Annotated in this window: 15 protein-coding genes and 1 pseudogene; 13 read left to right on the top strand and 3 right to left on the bottom strand. The window is 71.9% G+C overall.

The features are described 5' to 3' along the window. The first annotated feature begins 40 nt into the window (after window positions 1-40). The 5 genes from EF387_RS31440 (at window position 41) to EF387_RS31460 (ending at window position 5973) form a co-directional block, all read left to right on the top strand. Entirely contained in the window at window positions 41-1351 is a 1311-nt protein-coding gene (locus EF387_RS31440) for an ABC transporter substrate-binding protein (protein ID WP_128380026.1), read from the top strand. A 119-nt stretch (window positions 1352-1470) separates the two neighbouring features. Beyond that, window positions 1471-3486 (top strand): branched-chain amino acid ABC transporter permease, encoded by a 2016-nt coding sequence (locus EF387_RS31445; protein WP_128380027.1) that lies wholly within the window; start codon window positions 1471-1473, stop codon window positions 3484-3486. Continuing rightward, window positions 3483-4313 carry an ABC transporter ATP-binding protein gene (locus EF387_RS31450; RefSeq protein ID WP_128380028.1) on the top strand — a complete coding sequence of 277 codons (831 nt, stop codon included), beginning with the start codon at window positions 3483-3485 and terminating at the stop codon, window positions 4311-4313. Before EF387_RS31445 ends, EF387_RS31450 begins: the two co-directional genes overlap by 4 nt. Beyond that, a complete protein-coding gene (locus EF387_RS31455) occupies window positions 4310-5023 on the top strand; it encodes an ABC transporter ATP-binding protein (protein ID WP_128380029.1) in 714 nt (237 codons plus the stop codon). The genes EF387_RS31450 and EF387_RS31455 overlap by 4 nt, the downstream gene beginning before the upstream one ends. A gap of 107 nt (window positions 5024-5130) precedes the next feature. Next, window positions 5131-5973, top strand: coding sequence for an alpha/beta hydrolase (locus EF387_RS31460; protein WP_128380030.1), 843 nt, complete (start codon window positions 5131-5133; stop codon window positions 5971-5973). Between the two features lie 187 nt (window positions 5974-6160). On the opposite strand, the gene EF387_RS31465 is transcribed toward EF387_RS31460, so the two are convergent. The 3 genes from EF387_RS31465 to EF387_RS31475 all read right to left on the bottom strand — a co-directional run bounded on the left by EF387_RS31465 (window position 6161) and on the right by EF387_RS31475 (window position 7682). Further along, a complete protein-coding gene (locus EF387_RS31465; protein ID WP_128380031.1) occupies window positions 6161-6406 on the bottom strand; it encodes a hypothetical protein in 246 nt (81 codons plus the stop codon). A gap of 243 nt (window positions 6407-6649) precedes the next feature. Next, complete coding sequence (locus EF387_RS31470) at window positions 6650-6883, bottom strand: hypothetical protein (protein ID WP_128380032.1); 234 nt, start codon at window positions 6881-6883, stop codon at window positions 6650-6652. A gap of 85 nt (window positions 6884-6968) precedes the next feature. After that, on the bottom strand, window positions 6969-7682 hold the full coding sequence (locus tag EF387_RS31475) for a hypothetical protein (protein WP_128380033.1): 714 nt from the start codon (window positions 7680-7682) through the stop codon (window positions 6969-6971). A gap of 493 nt (window positions 7683-8175) precedes the next feature. On the opposite strand from EF387_RS31475, the gene EF387_RS31480 reads away from it, so the two are divergent. The 8 genes and pseudogenes from EF387_RS31480 to EF387_RS31515 all read left to right on the top strand — a co-directional run bounded on the left by EF387_RS31480 (window position 8176) and on the right by EF387_RS31515 (window position 16831). Continuing rightward, window positions 8176-8388 carry a hypothetical protein gene (locus EF387_RS31480; RefSeq protein WP_128380034.1) on the top strand — a complete coding sequence of 71 codons (213 nt, stop codon included), beginning with the start codon at window positions 8176-8178 and terminating at the stop codon, window positions 8386-8388. Window positions 8389-8854: 466 nt separating this feature from the next. Then, a complete protein-coding gene (locus EF387_RS31485; protein WP_128380035.1) occupies window positions 8855-9952 on the top strand; it encodes a UDP-glucuronic acid decarboxylase family protein in 1098 nt (365 codons plus the stop codon). Between the two features lie 24 nt (window positions 9953-9976). Further along, window positions 9977-11638, top strand: coding sequence for a carbamoyltransferase family protein (locus EF387_RS31490; protein ID WP_128380036.1), 1662 nt, complete (start codon window positions 9977-9979; stop codon window positions 11636-11638). Beyond that, window positions 11635-12690 (top strand): glycosyltransferase family 2 protein, encoded by a 1056-nt coding sequence (locus EF387_RS31495; protein WP_128380037.1) that lies wholly within the window; start codon window positions 11635-11637, stop codon window positions 12688-12690. Before EF387_RS31490 ends, EF387_RS31495 begins: the two co-directional genes overlap by 4 nt. A 103-nt stretch (window positions 12691-12793) precedes the next feature. Next, window positions 12794-13378, top strand: coding sequence for a D-glycero-alpha-D-manno-heptose-1,7-bisphosphate 7-phosphatase (locus EF387_RS31500; protein WP_238431811.1), 585 nt, complete (start codon window positions 12794-12796; stop codon window positions 13376-13378). Then, window positions 13375-14388 (top strand): annotated as a pseudogene (locus EF387_RS31505) (glycosyltransferase family 9 protein); the annotation flags it as partial. The gene EF387_RS31500 and the pseudogene EF387_RS31505, both read left to right, overlap by 4 nt. Before the next feature lie 218 nt (window positions 14389-14606). Then, window positions 14607-15575 (top strand): glycosyltransferase, encoded by a 969-nt coding sequence (locus EF387_RS31510; protein WP_128380040.1) that lies wholly within the window; start codon window positions 14607-14609, stop codon window positions 15573-15575. Then, window positions 15572-16831 (top strand): glycosyltransferase, encoded by a 1260-nt coding sequence (locus EF387_RS31515; protein WP_128380041.1) that lies wholly within the window; start codon window positions 15572-15574, stop codon window positions 16829-16831. The genes EF387_RS31510 and EF387_RS31515 overlap by 4 nt, the downstream gene beginning before the upstream one ends. Window positions 16832-16934: the final 103 nt, after the last annotated feature.

Here is a 16934-nt window from a genome sequence, read left to right on the forward strand (position 1 = left end):
GGCGCCGCCCTGCCCTTGTTCCCGTTACGGAGGATCCCGCATGCCCGCAACCTCACGTCCCCGAAGACTGCTCCTCGTCTCCGCCGTCACGACGTCCCTGCTGGGCATCTCGGCGTGCGGAGGTTCGAGCACACCCGCATCGACATCGACCGCCGACCCGCAGGCCTCCTCCTCCGCTGTGGACTCCCGCCCGGCGAGCGCCGTCGTGACCGACTACCTGCGTTACGTCGGGGGGAAGGAGGCAAAGGCCGACAAGAGCCTTTCCCCCATAGGCCTGGGCTGGGTGAACGTGGAGGGCGGCCCTGGAGGAAACCCCGAGGCGACCGCGGGCGCCCGCGCGGCCGTGAAGTACGTCAACGAGAAGCTGGGCGGGATCGGCGGGCATCCGCTGGAACTGAACGTCTGCACTGTGGTGTCGGCAGAGGAGGAGGGGCAGAAGTGCGGCCAGCAGTTGCTCGGCGACAAGAGTGTCTCCGCCATCGGTGTCGGCAACCTCTACCTCGGTGACGCTTCCTTCAACGCCGTGGTCGCGGGCAAGAAGCCGGTGCTGGTCGGGGTGGCGACGGGCCCGACCATGCCCACGGCGAAGAACACGTTCAGCACCTTCGGCGACCTGCCGCACATCTTCGGCGCCTGGGGGACATACTCCCGCGACGTGCTGAAGGCGAAGACCGCGGCGGTGATCCACACCAACACGCCGGGAGACAAGATCGCCTCCAGCGCGGCGGCAAAGGGCCTCGAGGCCGCCGGGCTGAAGGTGAAGTCCGTCGGATTCGACGCCCAGGCCACCGATCTCATCGGCCCGGTCACCGCGGCGGGCGCGAGCACGGCCGACGTCGTCGTGCCCATCACCATCGGTTCCGGATGCGTCGGCGTGGCCAAGGCCCTGAAGCAGCTGGCGGTCACCAAGCCGGTGGTCGCGACCCCCCTGTGCATGTCTCCGGACGTCGCCCAGGGCCTCGGCGGCGATCTGCCCACCTGGACGTACGGGGTCGCCCAGACCTTGACGGCCGACTCCTCGGCAGCCGACTCCAAGGCCTTCCTGACCGCCTCGGCACAGGTGGGGCTGAAGCAGGACACGGCAGCCAAGGTCTTCGCACCGCTGGCCTGGAGCACGGTGCTGACGTACGCCAAGATCTTCAACGCCGTCGGCCCCGACAAGATCACTCCCGCGACGGTCACCGAGCAGCTGAAGAAGTTCACCGGGCCGGTCATCATGGGCGCTGCCGAGGTCGAGTGCGGCAAGTACAAGGACGCCCCCGCGGTCTGCAACGACCAGGCGCGGTTCTACCAGTACCAGGGCAAGGGCCAGTTCAAGCCGCTGACCGACTGGATCCGCCCGCCCCAGTAGGCCCCGCTCCCACCCTCCCACGGGCCCTCGGGCTCAACCCACGTGCCGACGGTGCAGCCGTCCCTCCCCAACGGAGCACCGTCGGCACGGGACTCCCACAGTCATGACAGGAGTCATGCATGGATCAGATCCTGCTCTTCGCCGTGCTCGGACTCGGCCAGGGAGCGTTGATCGCCGGTATCGCGCTCGGCGTCGTGGTGACCTACCGGGGCTCCGGCATCATCAACCTGGCCACCGGCGCCGTCGCCATGGCCTCGGCCTACATCTTCTGGGCGCTCACCTCCGGGTTCTTCGGCTTCACCCTGCCGACCGTGGCCGCTCTCATCGGAGCGCTCGTGGCCGCGCTCGCCATCGGGGTGCTCATCGAGGTGGCGGTGTTCCGGCCGCTGCGCACCGTCTCACCGCTGGCCAAGCTCGCCGCTTCGCTCGGCATCCTGCTCACTCTGCAGGCCACGGTGCTGCTGGTCTTCGGCACCCAGCCCCAGCAGGCACCGAGCGTCCTTCCCGGCGAGACCGTCACCGTGCTCGGCATCACCACTCCGGCGGACCGCTTCCTGCTGACCGGTCTCGTCATCGCGATCGCACTGGCCCTGGGCGCCCTGTACCGGTGGAGCCGGTTCGGCCTCGCCACCCGCGCCGCTTCGGAGAACGAACAGGCCGCGCTGCTCGCGGGCCTGTCTCCGAACGGAATCTCCCTGGCCAACACCCTCCTGGCCGCCCTGGTCGCCGGCCTGCTCGGCGTCCTGGCCGCGCCCATCGTCCAGGTCGACTCCATCACCCTCCCCCTCCAGGTCGTCCCCGCTCTCGCGGCCGCGCTCTTCGCCGGGTTCACGTCGCTGTGGATCGCCTGCACGGCGGGCATCCTCATCGGAGTGCTGCAGTCGATCGTGTACTTCCTCTCCACGCAGAGCTGGTTCCCGACCGACAACGGCAACGCCATGCCGGGCCTTCAGCAGCTGCTGGTGTTCGTGCTGATGGTGGTCGCCCTGTACGTCCGGGGCGCCGGCCTGCCGCGCCGCGGGGAAGCCGTCGAACAGCGGCTGCCCGCCGTCCCCCTGCCTGAACGGCTGCTGCGCCCCGCCCTGTTGGCCGCGGTCGTGGCCGCAGCGGCCCTGGTGGTACTGCCGTTCGACTTCCGTCAGGCCCTCACCAACTCGATGATCGGCATGGTCATCGTCCTGTCGTACGTCGTCATCACCGGCTACGTCGGACAGATCTCCGTGATGCAGCTGGCCATCTCCGGCACGGCGGGCTTCGCCCTCTCCCATGTCGCCATCCAGTTGCGGGTTCCCTTCCCCTTCGACGCCCTCGGCGCCACCTTGCTCGCCACACTGCTCGGCGTGGCCGCGGGCATCTCCGCCCTCCGGGTCCGCGGTGTGAGCCTCGCCGTCGTCACTCTGGCCGCTGCCCTGGCCATGGAACAGGCCCTGTTCGGCAACACCTCCTTCGGCGGCACCGCCGGTGTGTCCGTACCCCCGCCTCGCCTGTTCGGGGTGAACCTCGGCCCGGGAGCGGACTTCCGCGGTCTGGACGGCAACGAGCCCAGCCCCATGTTCGGATTCCTCGTGCTTGCCGTCACCGTCGTTCTCGGACTGTACGTCGCCCATCTGCGGCGCACCGGTCTCGGCAGACGCATGCTCGCAGTTCGCTCCAACGAACGGGCCGCGGCGGCGGCGGGAGTCGACGTACGGGCCGTGAAGATCGCCGCCTTCGCCATCAGCTCCTTCATCGCCAGCGTCGCCGGCACCCTGTACGGCTACAACTTCGGCTCTGTCAGCGCGGCCCGGTTCACCGCGCTGGCCGCTCTGGGCCTCATCGGCTTCGCCTACATCGGCGGCATCACCATGGTGTCCGGAGCCGTGATCGCGGGACTGATGTCGACCGAGGCGCTGCTGCCGCACGCGCTGGACAAATGGTTCGGGATCAAGGGGACTTGGGCGCTGCTGTTCGGCGGGGTGTCCCTGATCGTGACGCTGATCGCCAACCCCGACGGTATCGCGGGCGCCGGCCACCGCCGCAGGGCGGCGAAGAGAGCCGCACGTGCCGCGGCCCGGGTGAGTGAGCCGGATGGCCCGCACCCCGAGGGGGAGCACCACGCACCCGCCGCGCTCGACACCACGGAGGTCGCCTCGTGAACGTACTGTCGGTCCAGTCGGTCAGTGTCAGTTACGGCGGAGTGCACGCGCTGAGCGAGGTGTCCCTGGACGTCGGGCAGGGCCAGCTCGTCGGGCTGATCGGCCCCAACGGCGCCGGCAAGACCACCTTCGTGGACGCCGTCACCGGCCTCGTCACGGCGCGTGGACGGGTAGCGCTGGACGGCCAGGACCTCACCGGTCTGCCGCCGCACGCGCGAGCACGACGCGGGCTCGCCCGTACCTTCCAGAGCAGCGAGCTCTTCGAGGACCTCACGGTCACGGAGAACCTTCAGATCACGGCGGACCGGCCGAGCTGGTGGAGGGCTCTCGGCGAAACCCTCGGCCGCCGCGTGTCGCCCGACTCCGCCGCCACACAGGCCCTGTCGGCCCTGGGGCTCGAGGATCTCGCGCACGCCTCGGCCCACCAACTGTCCCAAGGACAGCGCAAACTCGTCGGCGTGGCCCGGGCCCTGGCCGCCCGACCGCGCGTCGTCTGCCTCGACGAACCCGCTGCCGGGTTGGACACGGCGGAGAGCGCCGAACTCGGACGCCGCCTGCGCGCCATCGCGGACGACGGCACATCACTGCTCCTCATCGACCATGACATGAGTCTCGTCATGGGCATCTGTGACCACGTGGTCGTCCTGGAATTCGGCAAGGTCATCGCCTCCGGGCCACCGGCGCAGGTCCGCACCGACCCGGCCGTCATCACCGCCTACCTGGGGGCCTCCGCCGCCCAGCCCACCGCTGCCTCCCAGCAGCACGGCGGCACACCATCCGCCGAGGGCCCGTCCAAGGTCGCCACCACCACACCGGAGCCATCATGAGCACCCCTGTTCTCGAGGTGAGCGGACTGACCGCCGGATACGACGGTGCCCCTGTCGTCCGCGACGTCGACCTGACCGTGGCGGCGGGACAGGTCGTCGCCCTGCTCGGGGCCAACGGAGCCGGGAAGACCACCACGTTGAAGGCCATCTCCGCACTGTTGCGCCCCATGGCCGGCACGGTCACCTTCGCCGGTACGCCCCTCGACAGGATCCCGGCCGCCACCCGCGCCCGTCTCGGCATAGCCCATGTCCCCGAGGGGCGGGGCATCTTCTCCGGTCTCACCGTGGCGGAACATCTGCGCCTCGGTCATCGGGGAGAGCGCCTGGACGAGGCCGCCGCCTACCGTTACTTCCCAGTCCTGTCCCGCCTCAAGGACCGCAGGGCAGGCCTGCTCTCCGGCGGCGAGCAACAGATGCTCGCCATGGGGCGCGCACTGGCCCGGCGCCCGAAACTGCTTCTGCTCGACGAACTCAGCCTCGGCCTGGCACCCATCATCGTGGAGGAACTGCTCCCCGTCGTACGGCGCTACGCGGACGACTCCGGCTGCGGAGTACTGCTCGTCGAACAGCACGTCGGTCTGGCCCTCGAGGTCGCGGACCACGGCTACGTCCTCTCCCACGGCGAGATCACCACCCACGCCGCGGCCCGGGAACTCGATGCCGACCAGGCCAGGATCGTCGCCGGCTATCTCGGCGAACACCCCGTCTGATCCATCCGCCTCCCCGGGCCTCGAACACGCCTCTCAGCCGCGGCCGGCCACTCAGGACACCCGGCCCGGCGCTCGAAGCTGCCCGGATCCATACATCAGGAGTTGCGTTGTTCACTTTCGACAGCACGGACGGTGTCACGATCCACGTGCACGAATGGCGGCCCGACACACCGCCGCGTGCCGTAGTGCAGATCGCCCACGGCATGGGAGAACACGCCGGCCGCTACGCGCCGCTCGCCACGGCACTGACCGAGCAGGGCTTCGCCGTCTACGCCAACGACCACCGCGGACACGGACTCAGCAGACACGCCGCGCCCGGCCATCTCGGTGACAACGGCTGGAACCGGCTCGTCGAGGACCTGGCCGCCCTTTCGGCAATCGCCCACGAGCGGCACCCAGGCCTCCCCCTGGTACTGATCAGCCACAGCCTCGGGTCCTTCGCCGCCCAGCAGTACATACTGCGGCACGCCTCCCTGATCAACGCTGTCGCGCTGACCGGCACCACAGCGGTCGACGTCATGCTCGCGGGACAGAGCACCGAAGAAGACCCTCTGCGCGCCCTCAATGCGGCGTTCGAGCCCGCCCGCACACCGTTCGACTGGCTCAGCCGCGACGAGCGTGCCGTCGACGCCTACCTCGCGGACCCTCTGTGCGGTTTCAGCCTCGACGCCCAGGGCATGGCGGACATCGCCGCCGCATCGTCCACGCTCGCCGATCCCCAGGGCGTTCCGGCCCGGCTGCCCATCTGCGTCATGGTCGGAGACATGGACCCGCTCAACGAAGAACTTCAGCTCAGTGACCTGCTGGTCAAGCGTTACCGCACGGCCGGCGTCACGGACATCACGTACCGAACGTATCCGGGAGCCCGCCACGAACTGTTCAACGAGACCAACAGCCGGGAGGTCATCGACGACCTGCTGACCTGGCTGCACCACGCCCTGCCCCGCTGACGTCCCACCGTCCGCCGACCGGCAGCGAGAGCTGCCTTCAGGCTTCGGCTGGGACACAGTGCGCCCCCGGCGGGGCCCAACAAGGCTCTCCCCCGCGCCGTCACTGATGCTGACCGCGCGCTGTCGCAGCTGTCGAAGCTCCGCATCGCCCACGCGTCGAACTTCCGCGTGGCTTCAGGTGCCCGGCTCACTCACCGTAGGCAGCCTCCCGCGGTACCTCGGCATCACTCCCGGCCCCGCGCGCGGCGGGCCGCTTGCCCAGATACGTCCACGTGAGAGCGCCGAGTAGCGGCGCGGAGAACATGAAGAGCAGCCAGAACCCCCGCGACACATAGCGGATCCGCTCCGCCGGAGTCCGAAGGCAGTCGATCAGCGCGTGCACGCACACCATGACCACTACAAGACAGAGAGCGAAGAACAAACTGCTCTGCATTCCACATCCCTTTCTCCAGCCCGAAGGGGCATCCACCCCTACATCGGTCGGGACCCCCTGAACGGTTCACCGACCGACGACCAGCGCACGCGGAGCGGTCGGATCGACCGGCTGCCGCGACGGGCTTCATGCCGCACCCCGAGTGGTGATGCGTACGCGATGCCGCGGCACGCAGACGGTTGTCCGGTTGCCACCGATGGCAACCGGACAACCGCCGGGCCCAGCGCAGGAGCGAGGGCGAAGTCAGCCGCCGAGGCGGCTGCGCAGCAACTCCTTGCCCAGCTCTCCCCCCTTGCGGCTGTCGGCCTGTGCCTTGCGGAAGAGCTCCAGTACCTCGGTGTCGTTCGAGCGCTCGGCGTCCTTGATGTAGGTCTCCATCCGCAGGGCGTTGTCCAGGCACGCCTCGACGTACCAGATCAGGTTGTAGTCCCTGTCCTTCGTGCCGGTGACCCCACCGGTCTCGGTCTTGCTGGTCATGACGCACCGTCCTTGGTGTCGGAGAGGTGTCGGAAAGCTCTCGGAGCGGATATGGGCCGGCTGCTGGTGTCGGTCCGGGCGGGGTTCACCCCACGAGCGGGGCCACGTTCTGCCGGTGGCGTCCGTCTCGGTGCCCGTCGGCGTGCAGCCGCTCGATGGTGTTGAGGATCTCGGACCGCTTGGCGTGCGCGCGTTCGTAGCCCTCGACGACCGCGAGGTCCTTCCGCGACAGACCCGGCAGCCGGCTGGTGATGCCGGTGACGCTGAGCTGGTCGTAGCCGACGATGGGCAGGTCCTCCACCGGAGTGGCCGCGCCCTGGACCTTCTGGGCCAGGCGAGCACCTGGCCGCTCCGGTGCACGGTCCGAAGAGATGCCCCGACCGCCGTCGGCGGCGGCAGCCGCCACCACGGCCTCGGCGTACTCGGCGAGACTGCCCTGAAGCTTGCCCAGCACTTCCTCGTCCTGGCGGAGCAGTTCGGCGAGCAGGGCGATGGCGGCCTGGTCCAAGGCCTGTTCGGCGATGCTCCGACCAGCCCTGCAGGTCGCCACCGCCCGGGCGGTCAGCGTGTACTCGTCCTCGGTGTTCTTCAGCAGCCGGCGCGCACTGGCCCGGGAACGGCCACGCGACATCCCGGATGCGATCAGTGCTCCCATCTCCAGTGGCAGCCGAGTCAGCCGGATCACCTCGTCGGCGATGACGCGGGCCGTCTGGACGGTGTCCTGCAGCGGACGGCTGGAGCGGCGCAGCGTACGGACGTGGTCGTCGAGGCGGTCCATCTGTTCCTGCGCCGCGGACAAGTGCCGTTCCAGCGCTGCCCGGTGTGGGCCTGTGGGTGTGACGGCCGCGTCGGTCCGGAATCGGTCGATTATCGCTGCGTGGGCAAGGCGGGCGTCTTCCAGCGCTGGTATCAGCGCATCCGTCGTCACGGTCATCGAGACAAATCCCTTCCGGTTCGGCTGGGGATCGGGACCGGAGCCCGCGGTCGGACCCCGGTCCATCCTCTGTGAGCGGCTGGATGATCGCCCGTGAGCGGGCGACCTCGGCCACGGCATTCGTCGCGTCCTCGCGGCCGCAGCCCTGCGGTCGAGCCGAAGGGAGGGCCGGCGCGATCGCCTGCCCCATCTCGGCCGAACGGGTGAAGCCCGCGGAGGCTGAGGTGTCATCTGCGCCGATCGGGGCACGGCCGCGGGTAGCGTGCCACCCCGCACGGCGGCGCCTCGCTCCCCCAGCGAACGAGCCGGCCAACACGGCCGCCGCCGCTGCCGATGCGCAGAAGGAGAAGCGTTGCGGGTGTCCCCAGTCGTCCGTGCTGCCGGCCTGCGGCATGGCGCCGCCCAAGCCGAACCGCCCGCCCGGCCCCTGCAGGCGGCCGCGGGAGAAGGCCCGCGCTGGGTCGCCGGTGAGGCGACCGCAGAGCAGATGATCGGCATGATCTGGGCCTCCGCCACGACCGGGCGCCGGCAGGGCGGTACTTTGCCGACCGGGCCGGGCGAGGGACGTTAGTTCCCCGCCTGAGGGGTCCTTTCCCTATGAGCGACCTGATCAGGTCGCTCATAGGGAAAGGACCCCTGAAGCGGCGGCACCCCCACTGTTCGTCCGAGACTGACTGGCGCGTCTCGGGTTACCCGGCCCGCACCGAGAGCGGCGCAGGCAGGCGGGAGCCTGGGCAATCGCACTGCGCGGCCCGTGTCCGGGAAGTACCGGAGGCGATCCAGGGCGGCCCAGGGACGATCGGGAGGTGATCCCGAGTTTCCCTGAAGGATCACCGGGCACTCGTGCAACTCCGAAAACGGGCACATGGTGCGGGGCCGGCTCAGGCTGAACATTCACTCGAACAGTCGACCCCGCGGGCGAAGCACGACTCGATGTCCTTGACTTGAGTCTCGGCGGAGTCCCGGACCGCCAGGTCCCCCAGCCGGCACTGCCTTGTCGTCCGCCCTGCCTCCTACGGAACACGGAGGACCCGCACATGAGTTCTACTCGCCGCTCCACTGGGAAACACGCCGTCGTGACGGGCGGGGCCGGCTTCGTCGGCTCCCATCTCTGCACCGCGCTGCTGGCCGAAGGCACGGCCGTGACCTGCGTCGACAACCTGTGTACCGGCATGGTGGAAAACATCGCGCATCTCGCCGGGCAGCCCGGTTTCACCTTTCTGAACGCCGACGTCAGAGAACCGTTCACAGTGGACCGGCCCGTCGACCTGGTGCTGCACTTCGCCTCCCCCGCGTCGCCCGCCGACTATCTGCGGCTGCCCCTGCACACCCTCGAGACGGGCAGCCTCGGCACCCGCAACGCGCTGGCCCTCGCCCGCCGGGACGGAGCGCGCTTCATCCTGGCTTCCACCTCCGAGGTGTACGGCGACCCGCAACAGCACCCGCAGAACGAGCAGTACTGGGGCAACGTCAACCCCGTCGGACCCCGGAGCGTGTACGACGAGGCCAAGCGTTTCGCCGAGGCGTTCACCGTGGCCGAGGCGAATGAGCACGGAACCGACACCGGCATCGTGCGGCTGTTCAACACCTACGGTCCACGGATGCGCGGCTACGACGGCAGGGCGGTACCGACGTTCATCCGGCAGGCGCTGGCGGGAGAGCCGCTCACCGTCACCGGCGACGGCCGGCAGACCAGGTCCCTCGCCTACATCGACGACACCGTGCGCGGCATCCTCGCCATGGCGGCCTCCGATCTGCGCGGCCCCGTCAACCTGGGCAATCAGGCGGAGATCACCATGCTCGACCTGGCCCGTACCATCATCGCGCTCACCGGGTCGCGCTCCGAGATCCGCTTCGTGGACCGCCCGACCGACGACCCGGCCGTGCGCTGCCCCGACATCACCCTCGCCCGCGGCAAGCTCCGGTGGAAGCCGCGCGTGGAGGCGGCCGAGGGACTCGCGCGCACCATCGCCTGGTTCCGCGAACAAAACGACGGCGGACAGCACGGCGGCGAACAGCACGACGGGGGACAGCACACCTCCGCACAGCACGACGGGGGACAGCACACCTCCGCACAGCACCACGGCGAACAGCACACCCCCGCACAGCACACAGCCGGACAGCATGACGCCTGACCATCGTCGAAGGGCCGCCTCACCATGCGCGTACTGGGCATCAACGCCCTCTTCCACGACCCCGCCGCCGCCCTGGTCATCGACGGGCACACGGTGGCCGCCGCGGAGGAGGAGCGCTTCTCCCGGCGCAAGCACGGCAAGCGTCCGGTGCCGTTCGCCGCTTGGGAGGTCCCGGAGAAGGCCGCCGCCTGGTGTCTCGCCGAGGCGGGGCTGCGCCCGCAGGACCTGGACGCCGTGGCGTACTCCTTCGATCCCGCCCTGGCCCGGCCCACCGCGGACATGGGCCTGGACGACCCCTGGGACCATCTGCGCCTGACCTACGCCCGGGAGGCCCCCGGCTTCCTGAGCACGGCGCTTCCCGGGCTCGACCCGGGCATCGTGCGGTTCGTCCCGCACCACATGGCGCACGCGGCCTCCGGCGCGTTCGCGGCACCGGACGCCGAGCCATCCTCCGCGCTGGTCCTGGACGGCCGCGGGGAGTCAGCCTCCCACCTGGCCGCCCGCCGGGTCGGTGACCGGCTGGAACCGCTGTACGCGCAGGAGTTGCCGCACTCCCTGGGCCTGGTCTACGAGGAACTCACCGAGCACCTCGGATTCCTGCGCTCCTCCGACGAGTTCAAGGTGATGGCGCTGGCCTCGTACGGCAGGCCACGCCTCCTTCCCGAACTGCGCCGCTACGTCCACCCGACCGGCGACGGCGGTTTCCGTGCCACCGGAGTGCCCTGGCACGAGCTGTGCCCCCCGTTGCGTCCCGGTGAGCAGTGGGCGCAGGAACACGCGGACCTGGCCGCGAGCGCGCAGGCGTGCCTGGAGGAGACACTGCTCGACCTGGTGCGCTGGCTGCACGGCCGGACCCACGACGAGGTACTGACCATGGCCGGCGGGGTGGCGCTCAACTGCGTCGCCAACACCCGGATAGCCCGCGAGGGACCGTTCCGGCGCGTATGGGTGCAGCCCGCCGCCGGCGACGCCGGCACCGCGCTCGGCGGGGCCCTCCTGCTGGCCGCGCACGGCGGGGACGAGCCGGAGCCGATGCCGGGCGCCGACCTGGGACGCAGCTGGTCCGACGCGGAACTGGAGGGCTGGCTCAAGACGGCCGCGGTGCCGTTCGAGCGCCCGCCGGACGTGGCGGCGACGGTCGCCAGGGCTCTGGCCGACGACGGGATCGTCGCCTGGTTCCAGGGCCGCTCCGAATACGGCCCCCGGGCGCTGGGGCACCGCTCGCTGCTCGCCCACCCGGGACGGGCGGGCAACCTGGAACGGCTCAACGACGTCAAGGGCCGTGAGCAGTTCCGGCCGGTGGCGCCGATGGTGCTCGCCGGGCGGGCGGCCGAGATCTTCGACGGCCCGCTGCCCAGCCCGTACATGCTCTTCGTGCACGACGTGGCGGAGCGGTGGCGGGAGCGCGTACCCGCCGTGGTGCACGTCGACGGCACCGCCCGTATCCAGACCGTGGACCCGGCGAACGAACCTCTGGTCGCCCGGATGCTGGGCGTGTTCGAGGAGCTGACCGGTCTGCCCGTGGTCGTCAACACCAGCCTGAACACCGCGGGCCGGCCGATGGTCGACGATCCGCGCGACGCACTGGAGTGCTTCGGCTCCACCCCGGTCGACCTGCTGGCCCTCGGTCCCTTCGTCGTCCGCCGCAGCGCTCTCTTCGCCGACGGACGCGGGAGCGCGCGATGAACGCCGCCCGCCCACCGGCTCCCGACCCGGAGTACGCGGTGGTGATCCCGACGCTCGGCCGCCCCAGTCTGACCGTCCTGCTGGCCGCCCTGGCCGGATCCACGGGACCGCGGCCCCGGCGCATCGTGCTCGTCGACGACCGCGGGCCGGACGACCCCACCCCGTTGCCGGCCGGGATCCCCGGCGGCCTCGGGGAACTGGTGGAAGTCGTCCGGGGCGGTGGACGCGGACCGGCGGCGGCCCGAAACACCGGCTGGCGGGCCGTCAAGGAGCCCTGGATCGCGTTCCTGGACGACGACGTGCTGCCCGGCCCGTCGTGGGCGGAGGAGCTCGCCGCCGACCTGGCCGCGGCCGGCGACCGCACCGCGGGTGTGCAGGGCCGGATCGAGGTCCCGCTGCCCGAGCACCGCAGGCCCACCGACTGGGAGCGCGTGACGGCGGGGCTGGCCACCGCCCGGTGGATCACCGCGGACATGGCGTACCGGCGGGCTGTGCTCGAGGACACCGGCGGGTTCGACGCACGCTTCCCGCGCGCCTTCCGGGAGGACGTCGACCTGGCGCTGCGGGTCCTCGACCGCGGCTGGGAACTGGTCCTCGGCGACCGGCGCACCACCCACCCGGTACGGCCCGCCGACCGCTGGGTCTCGGTGCGCACCCAGGCGGGCAACGCCGACGACGTCCTGATGAACCGGCTGCACGGCCGGGGCTGGTGGGAGCGCGCCGGAGCCCCGCGCGGCCGGCTTCCCCGCCATCTGGCGGTGACCGCCGCCGCCCTGGCCGCCCTGGGCTGTGCGACGGTGCGACGGCCGCGCGCCGCCCTGGCCTGCGCGGGCCTCTGGTTCGCCGGTACCGCGGAATTCGCGCTCGCCCGGGTCCGGCCGGGCCCCCGTACGGGTGACGAGATCAGTGCCATGGCCCTGACCAGTGTCCTCATCCCCCCGGTCGCCGCCTACCACTGGCTGCGGGGGCTGACCATGACCACGACCGCCCACCGGCCCGCGGCGGCCGGAGAGGGGGTGAAGGGACCGGATGCGACGGCCAGTTGCGCGTGAGACTCCCGGTGTGACACCAGGCGCCGGGCGCGGTACGACCGTGCCGGAGCCGGCTGAGACACGGTCCGCACGGACGAAGGGTGCCGGAGCCAGGGCGCCCTGGTTGTCCGGCGAGGGCCGCGGGGCGGCGCCGGCTCCCCACGATCCGGCGCTTCCCGAGGCGGTGCTGTTCGACCGGGACGGCACGCTCGTCGAGGACGTGCCCTACAACGGGGACCCCGGCGCGGTCCGGCCGATGCCGGGAGCACGGGCCGCGGTGGACGCGGTCCGCTCCGCGGGCGTGCCGGTGGGCGTCGTCAGCAATCAGTCGGGCGTGGCCCGGGGACTGCTGACGTTCCACCAGGTGGAGGCGGTGTGCCGGCGGGTGGATGCCCTTCTCGGTCCCTTCGCGGTGTGGGCCGTGTGCCCGCACGGACCCGACGACGGCTGCCGGTGCCGCAAGCCCGCCCCGGGACTGGTCGTCGCCGCGTGCGGCCGGCTCGGCGTGGACCCGGGGCGCACGGTCGTCATCGGGGACATCGGCGCGGACACGGCGGCGGCCCGGGCCGCGGGCGCGCGGGGCATCCTCGTACCCACCCCGGTGACGCTGCCCGGGGAGGTCCGGGCCACCGCGGAGACCGCTCCCGACCTGCTCACCTGCGTACACCGGGTGCTGGGGCGGGCGCCGGGGACGGGAGGAGCCCGATGACCGCCGCCCCGCGCACCCTCGTCGTCCGGCTGGACAGTGCCGGCGACGTGCTGCTGGCCGGTCCCGCGGTACGCGCCGTGGCGGCCCGGTCGGCGCACACGGCGATGCTGTGCGGTCCGCTCGGTGAGCGGGCCGCGGGGCTGCTGCCCGGTCTCGACGAGGTGCTGCTGTACGACGCGCCCTGGGTCGGGTTCGACCCGCCGCCGGTGCGCCGTGGTGACCTGGACGCCGTGGCCGACGTGCTCGCCGGCCGGCGGTTCGACCGGGCACTGGTGCTGGCCTCGTTCCACCAGAGCCCGCTGCCGACGGCGCTGCTGCTCAAGGCGGCGGGTATCCCGTGGGTGGCCGCGGACAGCGAGCACTACCCGGGTTCGCTGCTGGACCTGCGCCATCGCCGGGCGCCCCACCGGCATGAGGTACGGGCCGCGCTGGACCTGGCGGAGGCTGCCGGTTACCCGCTGCCGCCGGGGGACGACGGGCGGCTCGCCATCACCGCCCCGCCGGACACCACGCCGCTCACCGGTACCGCGCCGTACGTCGTGGTCCATCCCGGCGCGGCGGTTCCGGCCCGCGCCTGGACCGCCGGGCGGGCCGCGCGGGCGGTGGCCGCCCTGGACGCGGCAGGCCACCGGGTCGTGGTCACCGGCGGGCCTGCCGAGAAGGAGCTCACCGCCTCCGTGGCGGACACCCACGCCCTGGATCTGGGCGGCCGGACCAGCCTTCCGGAACTGGCCGGGGTGCTCGCGCGGGCGGAGGCCGTCGTGGTCGGCAACACCGGCCCCTGCCATCTCGCGGCAGCGGTCGCCACGCCGGTGGTCTGTCTGTACGCCCCCGTCGTACCGGCCGAGCGCTGGGCGCCGTACGGGGTGCCCAGTGTGCTCCTCGGACGGCACGACGCGCCGTGCGCCGGCAGCCGCGCCCGGCTCTGCGCGGTGCCGGGACACCCCTGCCTCGACTCGGTGACCGACGAGGAGGTGCTGACGGCGGTCGCCTCCCTGACGGCCGCGGGCCCCGGCACCACTGACCGCGGGCGCACCGGTGACCGCGACCGCACTGCTGATCGCGAAGGCACCAAGGACCGTGACCGCACCGCTGGTCGCGAAGGCACCGAGGACCGTGACCGCACCGCTGATCGCAAGAGCACCAAGAACCGCGACAGCACCGCTGACGCCGCCGTCTCCCGCGACTACCGGGCCGGTGACGGCCGCGACCTTCGGAGGTGAGCCGCATGAACATTCTTGTGTGGCATGTGCACGGCTCCTGGACCACCGCGTTCGTCCAGGGCCCCCACAGCTACCTGGTGCCGGTCCTGCCGGACCGCGGTCCCGACGGGCTGGGCCGGGCGCGGACGTACGCCTGGCCCGACTCGGTCAGGGAGCTCTCGCCGGCGGAGCTACGGGACGCGCCCGTCGACCTCGTCGTACTCCAGCGACCCCATGAGGCGGCCCTCGCCGAGGACTGGCTGGGCGGTCGCCGGCCGGGCCGGGACGTGCCCGCCGTGTACCTCGAACACAACGCCCCCGACGACGACGTACCGCGTACCCGCCACCCCTGCGCGGACCGCGACGACCTGCTGCTGGTGCACGTCACGCACTTCAACCGGCTCTTCTGGGACAACGGCTCCACCCGCACCACCGTCATCGAACACGGCATCGTCGACCCCGGTCACCGCTACACCGGACGGCTGGACCGGGCCGCCGTCGTCGTCAACGAACCCGTCCGCCGGGGCCGCTTCACCGGCACCGACCTGCTGCCCGCCCTGGCCGAGGCCGTGCCCCTCGATGTGTTCGGCATGCGCACCGAGGGCCTGGCCGACCACCTCGGGCTGCCACCCGACCGCTGCCGAACCGCCGACCTGCCGCAGCGCGAGCTGCACGACGCCATGGCCGAACGGCGGCTCTACCTGCACCCGGTGCGCTGGACCTCGCTCGGGCTGTCCCTGCTGGAGGCGATGCATCTGGGCATGCCCGTGGTCGCCCTGGCCACGACCGAGGCGGTCGAGGCGGTCCCGCCGGGGGCGGGGGTGCTGTCCACCCGGCCGGAGGTCCTGGCCGATGCCGCCCGCCGCTATCGGGAGGAGCCGCGGGCCGCGGCCGAGGACGGGGCGCGCGCCCGCCGGGCCGCCCTCGAACGCTATGGACTCAAGCGGTTCCTGGACGACTGGGATCGCGTGCTGGAAGAGGTGACCCACGGATGACCCCCAAAGGGACCGACCTGACGGGCCGCGCGTACGACCCCGACGCGCTCGACATCGCGCTCGTCTCGGAGCATGCCAGCCCCCTCGCCGTACTGGGCGGGGTCGACGCAGGCGGCCAGAACGTCCATGTGGCCCACCTCGCCGGCGCCCTCGCCGACCGTGGCCACCGGGTCACCGTCTACACCCGGCAGGACGCGCCGGACCTGCCCCGGCGCATCCTGATGCGCCCGGGTGTCGAGATCAGGCATGTGCCCGCCGGCCCGGCCCGGCCGATCCCCAAGGACGAACTCCTCGTCCACATGCAGCAGTTCAGCCTCTTCCTGGCCGACGAGTGGGCGCAGGCACCGCCCGATCTCGTGCACTCCCACTTCTGGATGTCCGGCTACGCCACGATGCACGCCACCCGGGAGCTGGGTCTGCCGTTCGTGCAGACGTACCACGCGCTGGGCACGGTGAAGCGACGACACCAGAAGGACTACGACACCAGTCCGCCGGAGCGGATATCGATCGAGACCCGCGTCGGGCTGAGCTGTGACCGGATCATCGCCACCTGCCACGACGAGGTCGGCGAACTCTCCGCCATGGGCATACCCCGCGGGAAGGCGGCCGTCGTGCCCTGCGGCGTCGATCCCTCCCGCTTCACCCCCCACGGGCCCGCCGGGCCGCGCGGCACCGCACGGCGGCTTCTGCAGATCGGCCGTCTGGTGCCCCGCAAGGGAGCCGCCGTCTCCATTCAGGCCCTGGCGCGGGTGCCCGACGCCGAACTGGTCGTCGTCGGCGGTCCGCCCGCCGACCGGCTCGACGACGATCCGGAGGCCCGGCGACTGCGGGCCGTCGCCGCGCGGGCCGGCGTGGCGGACCGGGTGCGGCTGACCGGAGGCCTGCCGCCCGAGGACATACCCGCGCTGCTGCGCGCCGCCGATGTCGTGCTCTGCCCGGCCGACTACGAGCCCTTCGGGCTCGTGCCGCTGGAGGCCATGGGCTGCGGCACCCCGGTGATCGCCAGCGCTGTGGGCGGCCATCTCGACACCATCGACGACCCGGTGACCGGCCGCCTGGTGCCGCCCGGCGACCGGAACGCGCTCAGCGAGGCGATCACGGACCTGCTCGGCAACCCCGCGCAGGCCGCCGCGTGTGGTGCCGCCGGGCGGCGCCGGGTGCTCGCCCACTACGGCTGGAACCGGGTCGCGAAGGCCACCGAGGACGTCTACCGCGAGGTGCTGGTACGGCGGCCCGCCGCCATGGGGGTGGCCTGACCGGCGTCGGGGCGCGTGCCCACTCCCGTCCCCCGAAGCCGGGAAGTCGAACCCCCGTGGACCCGGACCATGACGCACCCCGTGGACTCGTACCCCGTGGAAA

The sequence above is a fragment of the Streptomyces cavernae genome (genome assembly GCF_004023625.1).
GTDB classification, from domain to species: Bacteria; Actinomycetota; Actinomycetes; order Streptomycetales; family Streptomycetaceae; genus Streptomyces; species Streptomyces cavernae.

Excerpts from the sequence above, each read along its gene's own strand:
- EF387_RS31440 (WP_128380026.1), top strand. The coding sequence starts at position 41 with ATGCCCGCAACCTCACGTCCCCGAAGACTGCTCCTCGTCTCCGCCGTC.
- EF387_RS31445 (WP_128380027.1), top strand. The coding sequence starts at position 1,471 with ATGGATCAGATCCTGCTCTTCGCCGTGCTCGGACTCGGCCAGGGAGCG.
- EF387_RS31455 (WP_128380029.1), top strand. The coding sequence starts at position 4,310 with ATGAGCACCCCTGTTCTCGAGGTGAGCGGACTGACCGCCGGATACGAC.
- EF387_RS31465 (WP_128380031.1), bottom strand. The coding sequence starts at position 6,406 with ATGCAGAGCAGTTTGTTCTTCGCTCTCTGTCTTGTAGTGGTCATGGTG.
- EF387_RS31470 (WP_128380032.1), bottom strand. The coding sequence starts at position 6,883 with ATGACCAGCAAGACCGAGACCGGTGGGGTCACCGGCACGAAGGACAGG.
- EF387_RS31485 (WP_128380035.1), top strand. The coding sequence starts at position 8,855 with ATGAGTTCTACTCGCCGCTCCACTGGGAAACACGCCGTCGTGACGGGC.
- EF387_RS31490 (WP_128380036.1), top strand. The coding sequence starts at position 9,977 with ATGCGCGTACTGGGCATCAACGCCCTCTTCCACGACCCCGCCGCCGCC.
- EF387_RS31495 (WP_128380037.1), top strand. The coding sequence starts at position 11,635 with ATGAACGCCGCCCGCCCACCGGCTCCCGACCCGGAGTACGCGGTGGTG.
- EF387_RS31510 (WP_128380040.1), top strand. The coding sequence starts at position 14,607 with ATGAACATTCTTGTGTGGCATGTGCACGGCTCCTGGACCACCGCGTTC.
- EF387_RS31515 (WP_128380041.1), top strand. The coding sequence starts at position 15,572 with ATGACCCCCAAAGGGACCGACCTGACGGGCCGCGCGTACGACCCCGAC.